Below are 18,122 nucleotides of genomic sequence, written 5' to 3' on the forward strand. Positions count from 1 at the left end.
AGGGAAATGTTCCAGGACATGACGGATAGGGGAGAGTTGTGCATCGCGGCGACGAGCGCAATGGCCGCGCCATTCGTATCTTGCAGGTTAGCCACGCACGATCCCGCCCATGTGGCCGGCGTCGAGGAACAGCGTGTGCGCGTTCACGTAGGACGATTCATTCGAGATCAGGAACAACGCGGTATAGGCGACCTCCCAACCGGTGCCCTGGCGGCCGAAAGGCACTGTCAGCGCCCGATCGGTCCGCCTGCGGCTGGCATCGCGGCCCATCGGCGTGTCCATGAAGCCGGGCGCGATCACATTGCAGCGAATGCCCTTGTCCTCGCCGACGCGCGCGATCGCCCGGCCGAGCGCGATCTGCGCGGCCTTGGAGGATTCATAGGCGGGGTTGCGGCCGCCGGCGCGCTGGCTCGCCATCGAGGAGATCAGGATGATCGCGCCGCCGGGCGCCATCACCTCCAGCGCCTTCTGCGCGAACAGCATGTGGCTGCGGACATTGACGGCGTAGTCGCGGTCCCACGCTTCAGCGGTCATCTTGGGCAGCGGCAGCCCGCAGGAGATGCCGACATTGAGCGCCAGCCCGTCGAGGCCGCCGAGCTTTTGCGCACAGCGCTCGACCACGGGCGCGATCGCTGCTGCGTTGGAGACGTCGACCACCTCGGTGAACGCCTTGCCGCCTTCGCGTGTGATCTGTGCGACGGTGTCGTCGGCGGCGTCCTTGTTGATGTCGAGGCACGCAACCGAGGCGCCCTCTCGCGCGAACAGCACGCTCATCGCGCGGCCGTTGCCGATGGGCGGATCCTCGTCGACGATGCTGCGCTGTCCCGCGCCGACCACGATGATACGACGGCCATTGAGCCGGCCATGGTTCTTCGCCTGCCCGAGCGCCTCCGCGTGCAGCGAAGCGGAGGGATCGATGGACTTTGGCGCGTGGGTGGTGACGGACATGGCGTGCTCCCTGACGTCTTGTTGTTGTCAGGGAGCAGTAGCACGGCTGCGCGCGCGAAGCTAAAATCCCGCGGCGGGGAATATGACGCGCGAAGCGCGTCAGCTCACGCCGAGGAAATCGCGCTTGCCGATCTCGACGCCGTTGTGACGCAGGATGCCGTGCGCGGTCACGGCGTGAAAGTAGAAATTCGGGAACGAGAACGCGCTGAGGAATTGCTGGCCCTTCAGGGTCATGGTGCGGCCGACGCCGATCGGGAAGGTGACATCCTTGGCGTCGGCGCCCTCGAACTGCGCGGGCGTGAACGACTTCACATAGTCGATCGTCTTCGCCAACCGCTGCTTCAATTCGGCAAACGTGGTCTCGGTGTCAGGCGTCGACGGCACCTCGCTATGCGTCAGCCGCGCGCAGCCCCTTGAGGCGTGATCGCAGACGAGCTGCACCTGCTTGGTCAGCGGCAGCATGTCCGGATAGAGGCGCGATCCCAGGAGCACCTCGGGCTGAATCTTCTTCGCCTCGCAATACGCCTCCGCCTTGGTGAGGAGGCCGGTGAGGCTGTTGAGCATTTGCAGGTAGGCCGGGACAACGGCGTCATAAAAGGACATGGGATGCTCTCTCGATGTGGAAATCGGATGTGCCGAACGGCGATGCTGCAAATGGGGCGGCCGAGGGAGGAATACAACCGTGAGAGGCTGTAACAGTTGGTCAAATATTTCTTGTCTTCACCTCGCCCCGCTTGCGGGGAGAGGTCGGATCACATCGCAAGATGCGATCCGGGTGAGGGGGGTTCACCGCGAGTCCGCTGCGTGGAGAGAGCCCTCACCCCGACCCTCTCCTCGCAAGAGCTAGGGCAATCGCATTTGGGAGAAAAGTGCTCCGCGGCCATCCTTCGAGACGCCCGCCTTTGGCGGGCTCCTCAGGATGAGGTCTTGTTTTGCGGCGCAATAGTAGACCCTCATGGCGAGGAGCGCCGCTCGCGGCGCGTCTCGAACCACGAGGCCGAGCACGTGCGCAGCCGACCAAGGCGGCATATGCGATAGCGCTGCCGCAAGAGCGAGACGAGGGGGGACTAAGATCTACCGCATCCCCGGCAGCGCGGCTTCCGTGGGCGGCGGCGTGCGCGTCCCGCGCATCCGCGCCAGGAGCTCGGCGGTCGGCCAGGAATCCGCCGGCAGACCGTATTTGAGCTGCATCGCCTTCACCGCGCTGCGGCTCGCCTGCCCAAGCACGCCGTCGACCTTGCCGACATCGAAGCCGGCGCGCACCAGCAGACCCTGCAATTCCTTGATCTGGTTGAACGGCAGTTGCGCGACCGCCCCCTGGGGCCGCTGCATCGGCGGCGCGCCGGCGATGCGGTTGGCGAGATAGCCGGCGGTGGTCGAATAAATCAGCGAGTTATTCCACTCGGTGTAAGCGGCGAAATTCGCGTAGGCGAGAAACGCCGGGCCCATCCGGCCCATCGGCAGCAGCAGCGAGGCCGGCATATCGTCGTTCGGCAGCGGCCTGCCGTCGCTATAGGTGACGCCGAGCGAAGCCCATTTCGCGCGCGGCAGCTTGACGGTGAGATCGGCCTGGTCCCAAGGGAAGCTTGCGGAGCTCGCCTGCGGTACGCGCACCTCCTGCAGCCACGGCTCGCCGCGCCGCCACTTCAATCCGTTGGCGATGTAGTTTGCGGTCGAGCCGATCACATCCGGCCCGCTGCTGAGCAGGTTGCGACGGCCGTCACCGTCATAGTCGACCGCGTAGTTGAAGTAATGCGTCGGCAGGAATTGCGTCTGCCCGAGCTCACCGGCCCAGGAGCCGATCATCTCGTCGGGTGTCAGATCGCCGCGATCGATGACCTTCAGCGCCGCGATGGTCTCGCCCTGGAACATCTCGGAGCGGCGGCAATCATAGGCCAGCGACACCAGTGATTTCAGCGTCGGCAGGTTGCCCATCTGGGCGCCGAAATCGCTCTCCAGTCCCCAGAAGGCGGCGATCACCGCAGGCGGCACGCCATATTCCTTTTCGGCGCGCGCGAAGGCTGCGGCATAGGTCCTGATGTGCTGCTGGCCCTGCTGCATCCTATAGGTCGCAGCCATGCGGCCGGCGAACTGAGTGAACAGTTGGCCGAACACGCGCTGGCCGCGATCGCGATTGACGATACCCTGGTCGTAAACCAAGTAGGGCGAGGCCTCCGCGATGGTCTGCTGCGAGACGCCGGCGGCGACAGCCTTCTGCTTCAGCTCGGCGAGGAAGCGATCGAAGTTTTGCCCGTTGTGGCATGACGCTGCGCGCGGCGCGGCCGCGGCGGGCCGTGGCTTCGCCGGCGCAGAGGTGAGAGGCGCCGGAAACGGCTGTTGTGCCGAGGCGAGGGATGACAGCGCCAGCGCAGCCGCCATCGCAGCGACGGTGATGGAGGCGCGAAGGGAGGGGGCTGGCATCGATGTCACCGGTTTGGGGGGAAAGGAGGAAAGGCACGTCCTGCATACACCAGCCCGGCGCCGCGCAACAACAGGATCGACTGTTACACCCCGGAATGCCTTCGACCAGGACGTCCGCCGCGCAGGAGGCACGTCGCTTCGCGCCTTCTCCCGTCTTGCGCCAGATGACCGATCGTTAACCCGTGCCCGCGTCGCCGCGACGCAGTGGTTCCCCTTGCGGCGCCGACCGCCAAATCCCTACCTGAACGGCGTCGGTTATGGCAGCATACAGGCTGCCCCTACAGCATGATCCGGACCCAAAGGGCCGCGTTGGCGCAAAGTGTGAAGCGGCTTTTCGAAAAGATTATGCTCAAACAAGGAGCTGAAGCGCGATGACATCTCGATCCAATCTCATTGTGCTTTAGGGGATCACGATGAACTATTTCCGCACTGCGCTTCTGCTTGCCGGCCTCACCGCCCTGTTCATGGGCGTCGGCTACCTGATTGGCGGAGGGACCGGCGCTGTCATCGCGCTTCTGGTCGCGGCTGCGACAAATCTGTTCACCTACTGGAATTCCGATCGCATGGTGCTGTCGATGTACGGCGCCCATCAGGTCGATCAGCGCACCGCGCCGGAGCTTTATAATCTCGTCGCCGAGCTCGCCCAGCGCGCGAGCCTGCCGATGCCGCGCGTGTTCCTGATGGACGAGGCGCAGCCCAACGCATTCGCAACCGGCCGCAATCCGAAGAACGCGGCGGTCGCCGTCACCACCGGCCTGATGCAGCAGCTCAGCCGCGAGGAGCTCGCCGGCGTGATCGCGCACGAGCTCGCGCATATCAAGCATCACGACACGCTGACGATGACGATTACAGCGACGATCGCCGGCGCGATCTCGATGCTGGCGCAGTTCGGCATGTTCTTCGGCAACCGCAGCAGCAACAACGGCCCCGGCATCATCGGCTCGATCGCGATGATGATCCTGGCGCCGCTCGGCGCCATGCTGGTGCAGATGGCGATCAGCCGCACCCGTGAATACGCCGCCGACAATTTCGGCGCGCGCATCGTCGGACAGCCGATGTGGCTGGCGTCTGCGCTCGCGAAAATCGAGAACGCCGCGCATCAGGTCCCGAACATGGAGGCCGAGCGCAATCCCGCGACCGCGCACATGTTCATCATCAATCCACTGTCAGGCCACGGCGTCGACAATCTGTTCGCCACCCATCCCTCGACCGCGAACCGCATCGCGGCGTTGCAGCAGCTCGCCGCCGAGCTCGGCACGCAGACCGCGCCGCGCTCCGCGCCCGCGGGCTATCCGCCGCGTGGTCCGTGGGGAGGGTCGTCGAGCCAGCGTGGTCCGTGGGGCTAGGGCCTGTTAAGATTGGGCTGAATAGCAGCCGCACACTTCTCTTGCGTCCCCCGCAAGCGCAGGGCAATCGCATGTGGGAGAAAAGCGCCCCGCGGCCATCCTTCGAGACGCCCGCCTTTGGCGGGCTCCTCAGGATGACGTCTTGTTTTGCGGCACAATAGCAGACCCTCATGGTGAGGAGCGCCGCTTGCGGCGCGTCTCGAACCACGAGGCCGAGTTCGTGCGCAGCCGCCGAAGGCGGCATATGCGATAGCCCTGCCCGCAAGCGGGAGAGGGAGCGCAACGCCTTTGCGGTTGCCATTCAACCTACCAGGCCCGCCGGCTATGCGCTCGCGGCATCCAGTCGCTCGACTTGATCCTTTGTCAGCTCGAGCTGGGTCGCCGCGACCAGCGTGGCGACGTGCTCGGGCTTGGTCGCGCTGGCGATCGGCGCCGTGACGGACGGCTTGGCCATCAGCCAGGCGAGCGCGATCGCGGCGGGCTCGGCGCGGGTTTCGGCGGCGACCTCGTCGAGGCCGGCCAGGATGCGCTTGCCGCGTGCATTCATATACTTTGGAATGCTGCGCGCGCCGCGCGGGCTCTTGGCGAAGTCGGCCTCCGAGCGATACTTGCCAGTCAGGAATCCCGCGGCGAGCGAGAAGAACGTGATCACGCCGACGTCGTTGTCCTTGCAGACGCGTTCTAGCGCGCCTTCATAGCTCGACCGCTCCGCCAGGCTGTATTCGGGCTGCATGCTTTCGTAGCGCGGCAGCCCGTTCGCCTTGGCGATCTCGAGCGCGCTCTTCAGCCGCTCCGCGGAGAAGTTCGATGCGCCGATCGCCCTGACCTTGCCGACCTTGATCAGTTTGTCATAGGCCGCGAGCGTCTCTTCCTGCGGCGTCGCCTCGTCGTCCTTGTGGGATTGGTAAAGGTCGATGGTGTGGGTCTGCAGCCGTCGCAGCGAGTCCTCCACCGCACGCGTGATGTAGTCCGGCTTCAGCCCGACATTGCCGTTGCCCATGTCCATGCCGACCTTAGTGGCGAGGATGACGCGGTCGCGGTTGCCGCGCGCCTTCATCCATTTGCCGATGATCGTCTCGGACTCGCCGCCGCTGTGGCCCGGCACCCAACGCGAATAGACATCCGCCGTATCCAGAAACGTCAGCCCGTGCTCGAGCACGGTGTCGAGCAATCGAAACGATGCGGCCTCGTCTACCGTCCAGCCGAACACATTGCAGCCGAAGCACAGGGGAGGGACGGTGAGGCCCGAACGGCCGAGCGGACGATGCTTCATGAGTTTCTTTCGTTTGTTTTTGATGGCAGGCACTGACACGGAAAGACTGAGGCAGATCGATCTCATTTGCAAGACCGCCCGCGTCGGTCGTGCCAAGCCGGCGCGACCGAAGGCGAGACGGCGATACGAGCTAGCGCCGCAGGGCATGACGCGAGCGGTCATATCATCGCCCCAGAGGTCCTAGTCGTTTGACGCCAGCGCAAGCTCCAGCAACGCTATCCGCTGCAGCGCGTCGACCTCGCGTTCGCCTTCATGCGCGGTGCGCAGATCGATTCCGCGATCAGGGTGATCTGCGAGGTGTTGACGGGATCGGGCAGCGTTGCGACCGAGGATTCCAGTGCCCGTGTCATCAGCTCGATCACTTCGGGAGAAAATGCAGCATCGGGAAAATTCTTCATTGTTCAGGCCGTCGCGTTGACAAGCAATTGCCCCCGCTGCGTTCCCAACTCTGAAGACGATGTGCCTGTTCCGGCGCCGGACGAGGGCAAAATCGTGTGATTTGCCGGAACTGGTCTGTCGGGCGAGCGAAATCCCCGGCGTTTTCGTTATTCCGGGGCTCGCGCGGGAGGCGGGCCGATGGCGCTGAGTTGCCCGATGGCGCAAGGCCCCGCAGCAAAGATACTTCGGTTTATCGTGCCGCGAGAACGCAATGCCATATCTCAATGCCTGTCATCGCCCGCGAAGGCGGGCGAGCCAGTATTCCAGAGGCCGCAGTGATTGATCCCAGAGGCCGCAGCGTACTGGATCCCCCGCATGCGCGGGGGATGACGGCGGATAGAGATGGCTAGCGTCGCGGAGCCTGTCGTCGGATGCGTTCGCGCGACCCGTTGGCCGCTCGCAATGACGGCGTTGAGACATCGCGCGAGAACGATCCCCATCGTCGTCCCGGCCGAGTGCGCAATTGCGCACGGGGGCCGGGACCCAATGTGAGCTATTGCGCGACGCTGAGACCACGATCGGCTTCATCACCAAATGCGGTGGTCATGGGTCCCGGCCTTCGCTCGAATGACGAGTCCCTTTCACAACATCTGCTGCGGCGTATGGGTCCCGGCTTTCGCCGGGACGACGGTGGTGTGTGCAGTGAGCCAAGTGCACATAGCCAGCGTTACTCCAGATGGTTCACCTTTTTCACCCACGCGCGCACGTCGGCGAGGACATCGGGCAGCACGCCCTTGACCTCCTGCACGGTCATGCCGGCCTTGATGCGGGGATCGTAGAGCAGGTTGAGCAGATATTGATCGTAGACGTCGAAATAACCCATCGAGACATTGTCGTTGAACATGGTCCACGGCACGGTCGCGGTGTCGTTGATCGGCCCGAGCGACTGCAGCAGCTCCTCATAGGCGCAATCGAGGAAGACGAAGTCGCCGTTGTCGACGGTGAGGATCACGTCGGAATGCTCGATCTCGTAATTGTCGTTCTTGCGGAAGCCAGACAGGCACTGCGGATCGAGCGAGGTGCGGATCTCCCGGGCGCGTTCGCGGCCGTAGAAGGTCGCGATGGTGCGATAGAGGTCGTGGTCGCGCACGAGCTTGACGCGCACATTGGCCGCGTTGTTGTCCTCGGTCATCGCGATGTCGAGATGCTGGACCTTGGCGCGGATGTCGGCGACGACTTTCGCGAGCTGGGTCTTGCGGTCGGCGCGGGTGCCGTCGGCGAACACGCGCACCGGGCTGTCGTATTTTCTGATGCGGTCGACCCGGCCGGCGAGATGATATTCGGCGCCGAACGCCGTCTTCAGGAAGCCCTCGACGATCTCGGTGTCGCTGAAGGCTTTCCGCTCGGTGTGCTGGCGCGAGGTGATCGCCGGAATTTCGGTGGCGACCGCGAACGTGGTCGCAGCGTCGACGGCAGCAACTGCCGCGGCGAAGAGGAGCAGGGTCGAGAGGCGGTGCCGCATTCTGACGACGCTGCCGCAAGTGCTGCGGCAGCGCAAGTCGGGATCAGTCATGCCGGATTGCGGCCCTGGCGCCGGCGGTGTGCGGTTCGGTCAGTTCTTCACCACCACCGTGGTGCCGACCGAGACGCGATTGTAGAGGTCGACGATGTCGTCGTTGGTCATGCGGAAGCAGCCCGACGAGACCGCCTGGCCGATCGTCTCGGGCTCGTTCGAGCCGTGGATGCGGTACAGGGTCGAGCCGAGATACAGCGCACGCGCACCGAGCGGATTCTCGATACCGCCGGCCATGTGGCGCGGCAGGTCGGGACGGCGGCGCAGCATCTGGGAGGGAGGCGTCCACCCCGGCCACGCCTTCTTCGCGGTGATACGATGGGTTCCGCTCCAGCGGAAGCCGTCGCGGCCGACGCCGATGCCGTAGCGCAGCGCCTCGCCGCCGGGCAGCACCAGATAGAGCCGCCGCTCGGCGGTGTTCACGATGATGGTGCCGGGCGCATAGTTGGTCGGATACATCACGGTTGTGCGCTGGATCGGACTCGCGCCGCTACCGAAGAAGCTCGGGCCGAAGCCCATGAAGTCGCGGGTGTCGAGGCCTTCCGCCAGCGCCTGGCCCGCGCCAGCGAGCATCGTGAGCGCAGCAAAGATCAGGGCAATCGGGCGCATCGTCGTGATCCCCAGGAAGCATCAAATACGTGTCGAGACAGGCCACAATCTCAGGTGTTTCGCAACCGACGATACTGTGAGATCGCGAGTTTCGAACAACAGGGTTTAAAAAGGCAACACATCGGACGCGATACCTGCATTGATCGGCTAAACCTTTGACGAAACGGGTGAACAATGGTTGATCTGGGCCGACGACGAGAACATCTCTGACGGGAGTGAGACCATGAATGGTGCGGAAAGCCTGGTGCGGACATTGGTCGCAGGCGGTGTGGACGTCTGCTTTACCAACCCGGGCACGTCCGAGATGCATTTCGTCGCGGCGCTGGACAGGGTCCCGGGCATGCGCTGCGTGCTCGGCCTGTTCGAGGGCATCGTGACCGGCGCGGCCGACGGCTATTTCCGCATGAAGGGCACGCCGGCCTCGACGCTGCTGCATCTCGGGCCCGGCCTCGCCAACGGGCTCGCCAATCTGCACAACGCCAAGAAAGCCCATTCCGGCATCGTCAACATCGTCGGCCAGCATGCGACCTATCACATCGGCTACAACGCGCCGCTGACGTCTGACATCGAGGGGCTCGCGCGGCCGATGTCGTCCTGGGTGCGCACCTCGCCGGATGCGAAGTCGGTCGCCGCCGACGGCGCGGCCGCGATCGCGGCGGCCAGGAGCGCGCCGCCGCAGATCGCAACGCTGATCCTGCCCGCCGACACCGCATGGAACGAGGCCGACGGCATCGCCGAGATGCCGGCGGAGAAGCAGCGCCCGAGCTATTCGCCGCAGGCAGTCGACACTGCAGCAAAGATACTGCACGGCGATGCGGTGCATACACTGCTGCTGATCACCGGCAGCGCGCTCTCCGAGCATGGGCTGGCGCTGGCGGAGCGGATCGCCGGCAAGACCGGCTGCACCGTGATGGGCCAGACCTTCCACCCGCGCATGGCGCGCGGCCGGGGCCGGTTCTCGATCAACCGCATTCCCTATGTGATCGAGCAGGCGCTGCCGATCCTCAAAGACTTCCGGCACATCGTGCTGGTCGAGGCCAATGATCCGGTGGCGTTCTTCGCCTATCCGAACAAGCCGAGCCTATTGAAGGCGGAAGGCTGCGATGTGCATCGCATGACCGCCTGGGGCGAGAACTCGGTCGCGGCGCTCGAGGCGCTCGCCAACGTGCTCCATGCCACGCCGCAGCACGTCAAGCCGCAGCAGCGGCAGGAGCTGGTCAAGCCGACCGGCGCGCTCAATTTCACCACGATCGCGCAGGCGATCGCCTATGCGATCCCAGAGAACGCGATCATGGTCGACGAGTCCGTCACCACCGGCCGCGGCTTCTTTCCGCCGACGGCCGCCGCGGCGCCGCATGACTGGCTGCAGAACATGGGCGGCTCGATCGGCTTCTCGACGCCGGTCGCAACGGGCGCGGCGATCGCCTGCCCGGACCGCAAGGTGATCTGCATGGTCGGCGACGGCAGCGCGATGTACACGATCCAGTCGCTCTGGACGCAGGCGCGCGAGGGGCTCAACGTCGTCACCATCGTGTTCGCCAATCGCATCTATCAGATCCTGCGCGGCGAGTTCGACGGCGTCGGCGCCGGCGAGCCGGGCCAGCGGGCGCAGGACATGCTGAAGATCGACCGGCCGACGCTCGATTTCGTCGCCCTCGCCAAGGGCATGGGCGTGCCGGGCCGCGCGGTGACCAATGCGGACGAATTCAACAAGGCCCTGGCGGAAGCCGTCGCAGAGCCGGGACCGCGACTGATCGAAGTGCAGATGTAGGGCACATATCGCAACCGGCCGCAGCGGCGGCCCTGTCAGTCGGAGGCCTGATGCAGACCGCGCTGAACAAGGTGATCGCCGCGCTGCAGGACTTCTACGCGCAGGAACGCTTCCTGCTGGAGCGCGATCTCGGCGAGCGGACGCTCACGCACCGACTGGCGGTCTATGTCGAGCGGCAGTTCGCCGGCTGGCAGGTCGATTGCAATTACGACCGGCTCGGCGAGCGTACGCTGCGGCTGCCGCACGGCTCGACGGTCTCGTCGGACGATCATCTCGGCAAGTCGATCTATCCCGACATCGTCGTGCATCAGCGCGACATCCCCAACAACCTGCTCGCCATCGAGCTGCGCAAGGAGAGCAATCACCAGCCGATCGAGCACGATCAGCACAAGCTGCGGGCGTTGACCGATCCGCTTGTCTGGTTCGCCTACGAGATCGGCGTGCTGGTGACCGTCGGACGGAATGGGGTCACCTCGTCGGAGGTCTATGCGGGCGGTACAATCGAGCGGGGGGCGTCGCTGTGGTTTGCCGAGCGGCTGCGCGTGAGCGGGCTTGCGGGAAGGCGCGACGATGACGCTGCACGTTAGGTCTGTCGTTCAACCGTGGGCCACGATCGTCGTGATAGCCCGTTTGGATCATGCGCTGCTCGCGGCATCACGCCACAAGTGAGGTGCGGCAGGTGGAGCAATTACAGGGGCTGGTGGTCAATTTTCAGCACGATCGAATGGCGGTGCCCATCACCGGCTTCGCTTGGCTTCCCCCTCCGCACCTGAGTTCACCGGCAATGACGGTTGGACTGATCGCAACGTCACTGGCCGGGACTGCGAAAGGCCGCCCGCGGGCGGCCTTTCCTGTGCGCACCGGGTGCGATTGTTTCCTACTGTTGCTTGGTCGCTTCGCCGCCGGATTTCGCGCTGGATTTCTTCGCCGTCTTCTTCGCCTTCTTCTTCGGCGCCATCTTGGTCGTCTCGCTCTTGCTCATCGTGTCACCGCTCTGTGCGGCGGGCGCGGGGCTGCCGCCAGTCTTGTCTTGCGCGAGCGCGGTGGATGACAGGAAGGCAAGGGCGGTGGCGGCGAGGATCAGTGTTCGCATCGGATAGGTTTCCCAAGTTGCTGTTTTCCGGCGCGCCTCAACGGGACGGAATGTCGCAGGGTTCCGCCACCTGGATCAGTTGTCCGTGATTGGCCCGTGAACCGCATGGCTTGCGCCTGAACGCCGGAACCGGGAACTTTGCTGCGCGTTACGCGGATGGGCAGGAGTTCCCAGGAGAGACGCCATGCGCTGGCGGTCAATGACGGAAACGACCGATGCGGTGCTCGACACCGCTCCCGAGAACGCATTCTACGCAGTCGGCTGGACGATCAGCGGCGTGGCGACACTCGTCACCATCATCGCCGTCTGGATGTTCGGGATGTGAGGGCGTCGACAGCGGCCGCACCCGGCAACGGGCGAGCCGCGGCGAGGTCGTGCCGATCGGCTTCGCTGCTGTCAGTTGGTGCAAACCGACGCGCAGAGGACGCGATCGAATTTCACCTCCGCAGGATGACGAGCGCTTCGCGATAGAGCTGCGAGAAGCAGACCAGAAGCGCGCTCGACAGCAGGAAGCTCGAGATGCTGTCGTAGTCGGCAGCCGTGGGCCAGGCAAACTCGAAGCAGGGCGGCATGAACATCCACCACACGATCGGGACCGTAATGACGGTGGCAAAGGCGCCGGCCGGCGCGCCGCCCAAGAGGCCTGCGATCAGGATCGCTGGCACGAAGGTTGCGAAGTAGAGCTGGAGGCCGAAGGTCGCGAAGACTTCCTGCATTGCGGTTGCAAACACGACGGCCAGCAGGGCGGCGACGAAGGTAGACAGCGACCACGGGCGCAGTTTCAAAATGTAGTCGTTGCCCTTGCGCATCGAATTCCCCACGCCCCCGCGAGTTCCGGGGAAGGTAGCGAAGGAGGGCAGCAAATAAAAGCCCGTAGGATTCCGTGGACCGCTGCACTCCTTCGGGGATCCATACATCCTCCACGAAAGGGCACCGGCATCGTCAAGCCCCTGCCTCATTGTCGCGCTTACTGCACTGCGGCAGGGTGATTGCGGGACAACACAATGCTTGGACTTCTGATCATTCTCATCGCCATCGGCATCGGCTTCTGTTCGGGATATACAGTGCGCGAAATGGAGTCGCGCCGTCGCCGCCGGATCGCGCGCGGTGATGCACCGGCGGTCCGGCCGCAGCGGCGTGCGCCGCCCGTTGCCGGTGCAGGCCGCGACGACCTGATCAATCTCGAAGGGCTTCTGGTCGCTGCCAACGGCAGCTTCTCCGGGCGGCGCAGGGCGTCGCGCGGCACGCCGCAGGTCGATCCTCGTCGGCAGCCCGATGAATTCGACGGAGCCGTGCGCGACCTGCTCGGTGAACTCAACCGGCGCCCGTCCGCGCCATCTCCGCAACCGGTGCGGCAGTGAGCCGGAGGCCCGGAAATCGTCGGCCGGAGTGGATCGCTGAGCGCGGGGCAGCGGGTCTCTCTGCGATGAATCCTGTCTCAGGGACTTAAATGCCTGAAACAGCAAATAAATCTGGCGGGGAGAATCAATTCATCATGTGTGACGGCGCAAATTTTCCAATCTTGCGCGCGCCGTCCCAAAGCTCCACCGGCTGGTCGTCGGTCGCCAGATTCTGGGCCTGCTCCCGCGCGTCGTCGTCGTTGCCGCAGAACAGGTCAACCCGCCATAGAATGCGGTCGTCGGAGCTGAGGACGTACGCCGTGTAGCCGTGCATCGGATCGTCCTTTTCGGTGCTGCCCTCACCGAAACAACATCCAAGAACTATTGTTCCTCAGACTGACATGGCCTCAGGCGAGCCGAAGCTCGATGCACGGAATGCGCATGCCTTTGCACGCAACTTTCATGGACAGATATCGACCGAGCGCCTCCATGGGACGCGGCACATCTTCTGATCTCATTGATTTTATTGAGGTAAATGGTGGACGCACAAGGGATCGAACCTTGGACCTCTCCCGTGTGAAGGGAACGCTCTCCCGCTGAGCTATGCGTCCGGGATAACGACGTGCGAATGGCCGCTGCTTGGCGGCCGGCCGAAACGCGCTTCGTCAGAGGCTGCGATTTACGAAGTGCCGGGTGGAGGTGTCAAGCCAAGACCTTCGAGATCAGGCGCCCTGCTGGCGGGCACGGGAGGCGTGCGACTGCAGCGCCCGGATGCGTTCGGCCAGCGTACCGCCGCCCTCGGGCGGGCTGCTGCCGGCGGCAGCCCCATTCCCGGTGCCACCGGTGGGTTTGCCGGTCGTCTTGGCCGGCACGGTCGGTTCGGCAGCCAGCATGGCCTCGATCGTCGAATTCGGTCCCTCGAGCTGGATCGCAAGCTTCGCCACTTCGGCAGCGATGTCGTTGATGCGCTCGCGCAGCAGCGCGTTCTCCATGCGCTCGGTTGTCCAGGAGCTCTCGGCCTGCTGCTGGATCGCGTTGATGTCGCGTTGCAGCTTGGCGCCTTCATCTCGCGCAACGCTGAGCTGCTCCTCGGCGGCAGCCTTCTCCTGACGCAGCTTCGCAAGAAGCGATGATTTGCCCCCGCGTGTCGCAGCGGTCTCCTCGCGCAGCTTCTGCAGGGTCAGTTCGGCGGCGGCGTTCGCCTGCTTGAGCTGGCTGTTCTCGTATTCGCGTTCGGCGAGCAGTTTGCCCTGGGTAGCGAGCCGGGTCTCGAGGTCGTTGACGCGGTTGCCGAGCGTTTCGGCTTCCTTGACAAGGTCGGCGACGCGCTGAGTCAAATTCTTGACCCGGCCGCGCGCTTCCGCCAGGTCGCGGGTCGCGATCTCCGACTGGCTGCGCTCCTGGGCGAGGCGGGCCTGGGTCGCGGCGTGTTCCTTCTCGGCATCGCCAACGCGGCCCTTCAGCGCCTCTACCTGCGTTTGCGCCGTCACGAGCTCGATCCGGCGACTGTCCGCCGTCATGGAGCTGTCGCTGAGCACAGCGTTGATCTTGCCAAGCTCAGTCTGCTTGTCGGTCAGTGTCTGCTCGACAGCGCGTAATTGCTCGGTCTTGGCGATGATTTCCTGCTCGGTGGCTTGGAGCTGCTCCTTCATCGCCTTATCGCGTGTTTCCAACGCGAAGATCGCCGCGTTCTTCTCGCTAAGCTCGATCTTCATGCGGTTGATCGCGTCGGTTTTCTTGCCGAGTTCGGCGAGCTGGCTGGTGGTCTTGCTCTTGAGCTGCTCGACGCTCATCTCGAGCCGGCGTGCGGACATCGCGAATTCGGCGCGAAGCTGGTCCTTGTCGGCCTGGATCTCGGCCATCGAGAGCGGGGTGGCCGCCTCCATGCGGCGCGTCGTCAGCCGCACGGCGCGATTATGCACCAGCGGTACGATCATCAGGCCGCACAGCATCGAGATCAGGAAACCGATCGCGCCGTACATGATCGGTTCGATCATGAAGGGTCACTCCACAAGAAATAGTTCGTTAATCACAATGCCATGGCGGGCTGGCCAAAGGCCAGCCCGTTGCAGCGTTAACGTGAATCGCTGATTCGCGGCCAAGGTTGTCGGCGACCACCTGCGCAGACGGCGACTAGAGCATTTCGGTTCTGATTGAATCAGAACCGAAGCTCCAGATTCTTGCTTTGACGCGTTTTCTTCACGCGAACCGGTGTCCACTTCGCTCGAAAACGCTCTAGAACGGGTTCCAGGTCGCGCGCGGAGTGTATTTGAGGTAGCCGACATTGGCGCCGAGCCGCAAGCCGATGCCGGAGCGGATCGGTACCAGCACGATGTTGTTGGCGGTCAACGCGGTCATGCCGAAGCCGCCGACGATGTAGGCAGACCCGTCGATGCCGACGAAGCGCTGATAGATCGCGTTGGTGGAGGGCAGGTTATAGACCAGCGTCATGGTGCGCGCGCCGTCGCCACCCCAGTCGAAGCCCACCGACGGCCCCTGCCAGTAGACCCGGAGATCGCCGGCATTCTTGGTGTAGAGCGTGCCTTCGCCGTAGCGCAGCCCCGCCACGAATGCGCCGGAGCCTTCCTCGCCGAGGACGTAGCCGTTAGGCAGCCCCCACTGACTGACCGCGCGCTCGATGATCGAGGCGAGTCCACGCGAAACATTGCCGAAGAACTTGTGCCCGGCGTTGACCAGCTCCTCCGGTCCGTAGGTATACGGGGTCGGGTCACGCTGGGGCGGTGGATATTGCGGCGGCGGGGGCTGCTGCGCGGACGCATGTCCGGTCCAGCACATCAGCGCGGCAAACGCGACCGCGGCAAGGCGTGATGCGAAAGTCATTAAGAACCCCTGCTATCGAAATCCGGGCGTCACCCTTAACCCTATGCCAACAGGCACGGCTCTAGGTTGCGCCCAGTGTCCCCTCGACTCGGATGTTATCGGTATCAACTATGACGGCACAACGGCAGGAAAAATATGGTTGGTGCCGTCGAGTGGCGATTTTCGGCCTGTTGGCGGGCATTTTGGCGGCCACTTGGCTCGACTCGTCCGCCCAGGCCTCCACCACCGAGCGGGTCGTGACGAACCGTTTTTCCGGTCTCGCGATCGAGGGATTCGATCCCGTCGCCTATTTCACCGACGCCGCCGCGTCCGTGGGCCGGCCAGAGTTCGAGGCCGCCGAGGGTGGCGCAGTCTGGCGCTTTCGCAACGAGGGCAACCGCGCCTCCTTCGTGGCGCATCCTGAAATCTATGGCCCGCAGTTCGGCGGTTATGATCCGACCGATCTGGTGCGCGGGGTGACCTGTGCAGGCAATCCGCGGTTCTGGGTGGTCGCCGGGAACAGGCTCTATCTCTTCAATCGGGAAAAGAGCCGCGATGCCTTTGCTGCCGATCCGGCGCGCTTTCTGAAGGAGGCCAAAGCGCGGTGGCCGGAGCTCGAAGCGAATCTCGCGCAATAGAGCGTTTTCGAGCGAAGTGGACACCGGTTCGCGCGCAGAAAACGCGTCAGAACTGGAATCGAGATCTTCGGTTCTGATTCAATCAGAACCGATAAGGCTCCGGATCAGGGCGCTGCAGCCGGGTCACCCCAGGCAATGAATTCCGGGACCAGGAAGTCCTCGCGGCGCAACCCGAAATGCAGCGGGTGCCCTTGCGAATCGGTCACCTTGCCGCCGGCCGCGACGACCACCGCAGCGCCGGCCGCGACATCCCATTCCGACGTCGGCGAAAGCCGGGGATAGATGTCAATCTCTCCCTCGGCGACCCGGCCGAATTTGACCGCTGAGCCCAGCACCGCGCGTGTGGCATCGCCGCGCGCGTCGATGAAGGCTTCGGTGCGCGGATCGCCATGCGACCGGCTCACCGCCACGGTCCACGGCGCGCCACGCGCCGGGCACGGACGGGTCCTGATCGGCACCGTGTGCGAAACCTTGCCGTCGCGTAGCGTCAGCCGTTCCGCGCCCTTGCCGACGATGCCGCGCCAGATCAATCCAAGTGCAGGTGCACCGACGATGCCAAGCAGCGGCGCGCCGTGTGTGACCAGCGCCACGTTGACCGTGAACTCGTTGCGGCCAGCGACGAACTCCTTGGTGCCGTCGAGCGGATCGATGAGGAAAAAACTGTCCCTGTAAGGTGGCTTCGCCAGATGAGCGCGCTCTTCCGACAGCAGTGACACCCGTGGCGCCAGCCGCCCCAATCCCTCGACGATGATCTGATCTGCGGCGAGATCCGCCTCCGTCACCGGCGAGCCGTCACCCTTGCCGGCAACCTTCATCGTGGAACGATTGACCGAAAGAATCGCCTCGCCGGCCTGTATCACGAGTTCGGTCAACGATTCGAGCAGCGTAGCGGCGGCATCGCGGCCGATGGCGGGCGATTTTGCCTCATTCATGAGCGGATCCCATATCCTGTTCGTCTTCTCTGAGATCATAATGCGATGATGAGGCATCGCATCATGATCTCATCTCTTTGTTTGAGCATGATCTTTTCGGAAAACCGGTTTCCACTTTGGGCTAACGCGGCCGTTCCGGTCCGGACCATGCTTTATCAGTCCCGCCGCAAGCTGGCAGCATGCGTCTTCGCAGTGTATCAAGCCGACAGGCATGCGTGATTCGCACTCCTCCCGCGGCGTGCGGCTTTCCAGGAACAATCTATGTCTGGCACTTCGTCTCCCGGTCCCGCTCCCGATGCACTCGAACTCGCTGCGCTGCTGTGCTCGCGGGTCTGTCACGATCTCATCAGTCCGGTTGGTGCGATCGTCAATGGACTTGAGGTCCTCGACGACAATCCCAAGCCCGAAGATCGTGACTTCGCACTCGATCTGATCCGCAAGAGCGCCAAGACCGCTTCGGCGCGATTGCAGTTCTGTCGGCTGGCGTTCGGCGCAGCCGGTTCTTCTGGCGCGCAGATCGACCTCGGCGACGCCCACAACATGGCGAAGGGCCATATCGAGGACGGCAAGGTCACGATGAGCTGGAATTTGCCGCGGCTGCTGCTGCCCAAGAACCGGGTCAAGCTGCTGTTGAACATGCTCGTGATCGCGCAGCAGACGATTCCGCGCGGCGGCACGCTCACGATCGATCCGGTCGGCGAGGGCGAAGCCTTGAGCTTCCGCATCACGTCCGCCGGTCTCAATGCCCGCGTGCCGCAGAATATCGTCGATCTCCTCAACGGAACGGCGGCCAACACGGTCGATGCGCATGCGGTGCAGCCGCATTACACGCGGCTTCTCGCGGAAGCCTGCGGGCTTAAGGTGATGCTCGCGCTGGATGGCGACAAGGTGATTGTCGCCGCGTCCTGAACGCGGTCTCCGCCACACTGTTAATCAACAGTTACCACAGGCCGCGCGATTTGATCGCGCGGCCTTATGTC

20 protein-coding genes and 1 tRNA gene are annotated in these 18,122 nt (G+C 64.2%); 7 read left to right on the forward strand and 14 right to left on the reverse strand.

The window, feature by feature from the left end:
- Nucleotides 1-87: 87 nt before the first annotated feature.
- The 3 genes from P6U25_RS07725 to P6U25_RS07735 form a co-directional block, all read right to left on the reverse strand.
- On the reverse strand, nt 88-948 hold the full coding sequence (locus P6U25_RS07725; RefSeq protein ID WP_407150908.1) for an SDR family NAD(P)-dependent oxidoreductase: 861 nt from the start codon (nt 946-948) through the stop codon (nt 88-90).
- Nucleotides 949-1,047: 99 nt separating this feature from the next.
- Nucleotides 1,048-1,551 carry a DUF1993 family protein gene (locus P6U25_RS07730; protein ID WP_407150909.1) on the reverse strand — a complete coding sequence of 168 codons (504 nt, stop codon included), beginning with the start codon at nt 1,549-1,551 and terminating at the stop codon, nt 1,048-1,050.
- A 471-nt stretch (nt 1,552-2,022) separates the two neighbouring features.
- On the reverse strand, nt 2,023-3,369 hold the full coding sequence (locus tag P6U25_RS07735; RefSeq protein ID WP_407150910.1) for a lytic murein transglycosylase: 1,347 nt from the start codon (nt 3,367-3,369) through the stop codon (nt 2,023-2,025).
- 413 nt (nt 3,370-3,782) lie between these two features.
- On the opposite strand from P6U25_RS07735, the gene htpX reads away from it, so the two are divergent.
- Complete coding sequence (htpX, locus tag P6U25_RS07740) at nt 3,783-4,715, forward strand: zinc metalloprotease HtpX (protein WP_407150911.1); 933 nt, start codon at nt 3,783-3,785, stop codon at nt 4,713-4,715.
- Between the two features lie 322 nt (nt 4,716-5,037).
- On the opposite strand, the gene P6U25_RS07745 is transcribed toward htpX, so the two are convergent.
- From P6U25_RS07745 to P6U25_RS07760, 4 genes are all read right to left on the reverse strand, one after another.
- Complete coding sequence (locus P6U25_RS07745) at nt 5,038-5,988, reverse strand: aldo/keto reductase (RefSeq protein ID WP_407150912.1); 951 nt, start codon at nt 5,986-5,988, stop codon at nt 5,038-5,040.
- A gap of 215 nt (nt 5,989-6,203) precedes the next feature.
- Nucleotides 6,204-6,386 (reverse strand): hypothetical protein, encoded by a 183-nt coding sequence (locus P6U25_RS07750; RefSeq protein WP_407150913.1) that lies wholly within the window; start codon nt 6,384-6,386, stop codon nt 6,204-6,206.
- A gap of 707 nt (nt 6,387-7,093) precedes the next feature.
- Nucleotides 7,094-7,888: a DUF2927 domain-containing protein gene (locus P6U25_RS07755; protein WP_407152457.1), complete on the reverse strand. Its 795-nt coding sequence runs from the start codon at nt 7,886-7,888 to the stop codon at nt 7,094-7,096.
- Between the two features lie 90 nt (nt 7,889-7,978).
- Nucleotides 7,979-8,548 carry a L,D-transpeptidase gene (locus tag P6U25_RS07760; RefSeq protein WP_407150914.1) on the reverse strand — a complete coding sequence of 190 codons (570 nt, stop codon included), beginning with the start codon at nt 8,546-8,548 and terminating at the stop codon, nt 7,979-7,981.
- 223 nt (nt 8,549-8,771) lie between these two features.
- Between P6U25_RS07760 and P6U25_RS07765 the strand changes: the two genes are divergently transcribed.
- Both P6U25_RS07765 and P6U25_RS07770 read left to right on the forward strand, forming a co-directional pair.
- Complete coding sequence (locus tag P6U25_RS07765; protein WP_407150915.1) at nt 8,772-10,319, forward strand: acetolactate synthase large subunit; 1,548 nt, start codon at nt 8,772-8,774, stop codon at nt 10,317-10,319.
- A 50-nt stretch (nt 10,320-10,369) separates the two neighbouring features.
- Nucleotides 10,370-10,906: a hypothetical protein gene (locus P6U25_RS07770; RefSeq protein ID WP_407150916.1), complete on the forward strand. Its 537-nt coding sequence runs from the start codon at nt 10,370-10,372 to the stop codon at nt 10,904-10,906.
- A 290-nt stretch (nt 10,907-11,196) separates the two neighbouring features.
- On the opposite strand, the gene P6U25_RS07775 is transcribed toward P6U25_RS07770, so the two are convergent.
- Nucleotides 11,197-11,412: a hypothetical protein gene (locus P6U25_RS07775; RefSeq protein ID WP_407150917.1), complete on the reverse strand. Its 216-nt coding sequence runs from the start codon at nt 11,410-11,412 to the stop codon at nt 11,197-11,199.
- A 184-nt stretch (nt 11,413-11,596) separates the two neighbouring features.
- Here P6U25_RS07775 and P6U25_RS07780 point away from each other — a divergent pair, with 184 nt between their 5' ends.
- On the forward strand, nt 11,597-11,737 hold the full coding sequence (locus tag P6U25_RS07780; protein ID WP_407150918.1) for a hypothetical protein: 141 nt from the start codon (nt 11,597-11,599) through the stop codon (nt 11,735-11,737).
- 112 nt (nt 11,738-11,849) lie between these two features.
- On the opposite strand, the gene P6U25_RS07785 is transcribed toward P6U25_RS07780, so the two are convergent.
- Nucleotides 11,850-12,221 (reverse strand): DUF4118 domain-containing protein, encoded by a 372-nt coding sequence (locus P6U25_RS07785; RefSeq protein ID WP_407150919.1) that lies wholly within the window; start codon nt 12,219-12,221, stop codon nt 11,850-11,852.
- Between the two features lie 195 nt (nt 12,222-12,416).
- Here P6U25_RS07785 and P6U25_RS07790 point away from each other — a divergent pair, with 195 nt between their 5' ends.
- On the forward strand, nt 12,417-12,773 hold the full coding sequence (locus tag P6U25_RS07790; protein WP_407150920.1) for a hypothetical protein: 357 nt from the start codon (nt 12,417-12,419) through the stop codon (nt 12,771-12,773).
- A 124-nt stretch (nt 12,774-12,897) separates the two neighbouring features.
- Here P6U25_RS07790 and P6U25_RS07795 read toward each other — a convergent pair whose 3' ends face one another.
- From P6U25_RS07795 to P6U25_RS07810, 4 genes are all read right to left on the reverse strand, one after another.
- Nucleotides 12,898-13,086: a hypothetical protein gene (locus P6U25_RS07795; protein ID WP_407150921.1), complete on the reverse strand. Its 189-nt coding sequence runs from the start codon at nt 13,084-13,086 to the stop codon at nt 12,898-12,900.
- A 202-nt stretch (nt 13,087-13,288) separates the two neighbouring features.
- Nucleotides 13,289-13,363, reverse strand: a tRNA-Val gene (locus P6U25_RS07800).
- 111 nt (nt 13,364-13,474) lie between these two features.
- A complete protein-coding gene (locus P6U25_RS07805; RefSeq protein WP_407150922.1) occupies nt 13,475-14,749 on the reverse strand; it encodes a hypothetical protein in 1,275 nt (424 codons plus the stop codon).
- A 238-nt stretch (nt 14,750-14,987) separates the two neighbouring features.
- Nucleotides 14,988-15,593: a DUF1134 domain-containing protein gene (locus P6U25_RS07810; protein ID WP_407150923.1), complete on the reverse strand. Its 606-nt coding sequence runs from the start codon at nt 15,591-15,593 to the stop codon at nt 14,988-14,990.
- 110 nt (nt 15,594-15,703) lie between these two features.
- Between P6U25_RS07810 and P6U25_RS07815 the strand changes: the two genes are divergently transcribed.
- Nucleotides 15,704-16,210, forward strand: coding sequence for a YHS domain-containing (seleno)protein (locus P6U25_RS07815; protein ID WP_407150924.1), 507 nt, complete (start codon nt 15,704-15,706; stop codon nt 16,208-16,210).
- 104 nt (nt 16,211-16,314) lie between these two features.
- On the opposite strand, the gene cysQ is transcribed toward P6U25_RS07815, so the two are convergent.
- On the reverse strand, nt 16,315-17,142 hold the full coding sequence (cysQ, locus tag P6U25_RS07820; protein ID WP_407150925.1) for a 3'(2'),5'-bisphosphate nucleotidase CysQ: 828 nt from the start codon (nt 17,140-17,142) through the stop codon (nt 16,315-16,317).
- 261 nt (nt 17,143-17,403) lie between these two features.
- Between cysQ and chpT the strand changes: the two genes are divergently transcribed.
- Nucleotides 17,404-18,051 (forward strand): histidine phosphotransferase ChpT, encoded by a 648-nt coding sequence (chpT, locus tag P6U25_RS07825; RefSeq protein ID WP_407150926.1) that lies wholly within the window; start codon nt 17,404-17,406, stop codon nt 18,049-18,051.
- Nucleotides 18,052-18,122 lie beyond the last annotated feature (71 nt).

This window comes from Bradyrhizobium sp. ORS 86 (assembly GCF_045571475.1).
Classification (GTDB): Bacteria; Pseudomonadota; Alphaproteobacteria; order Rhizobiales; family Xanthobacteraceae; genus Bradyrhizobium.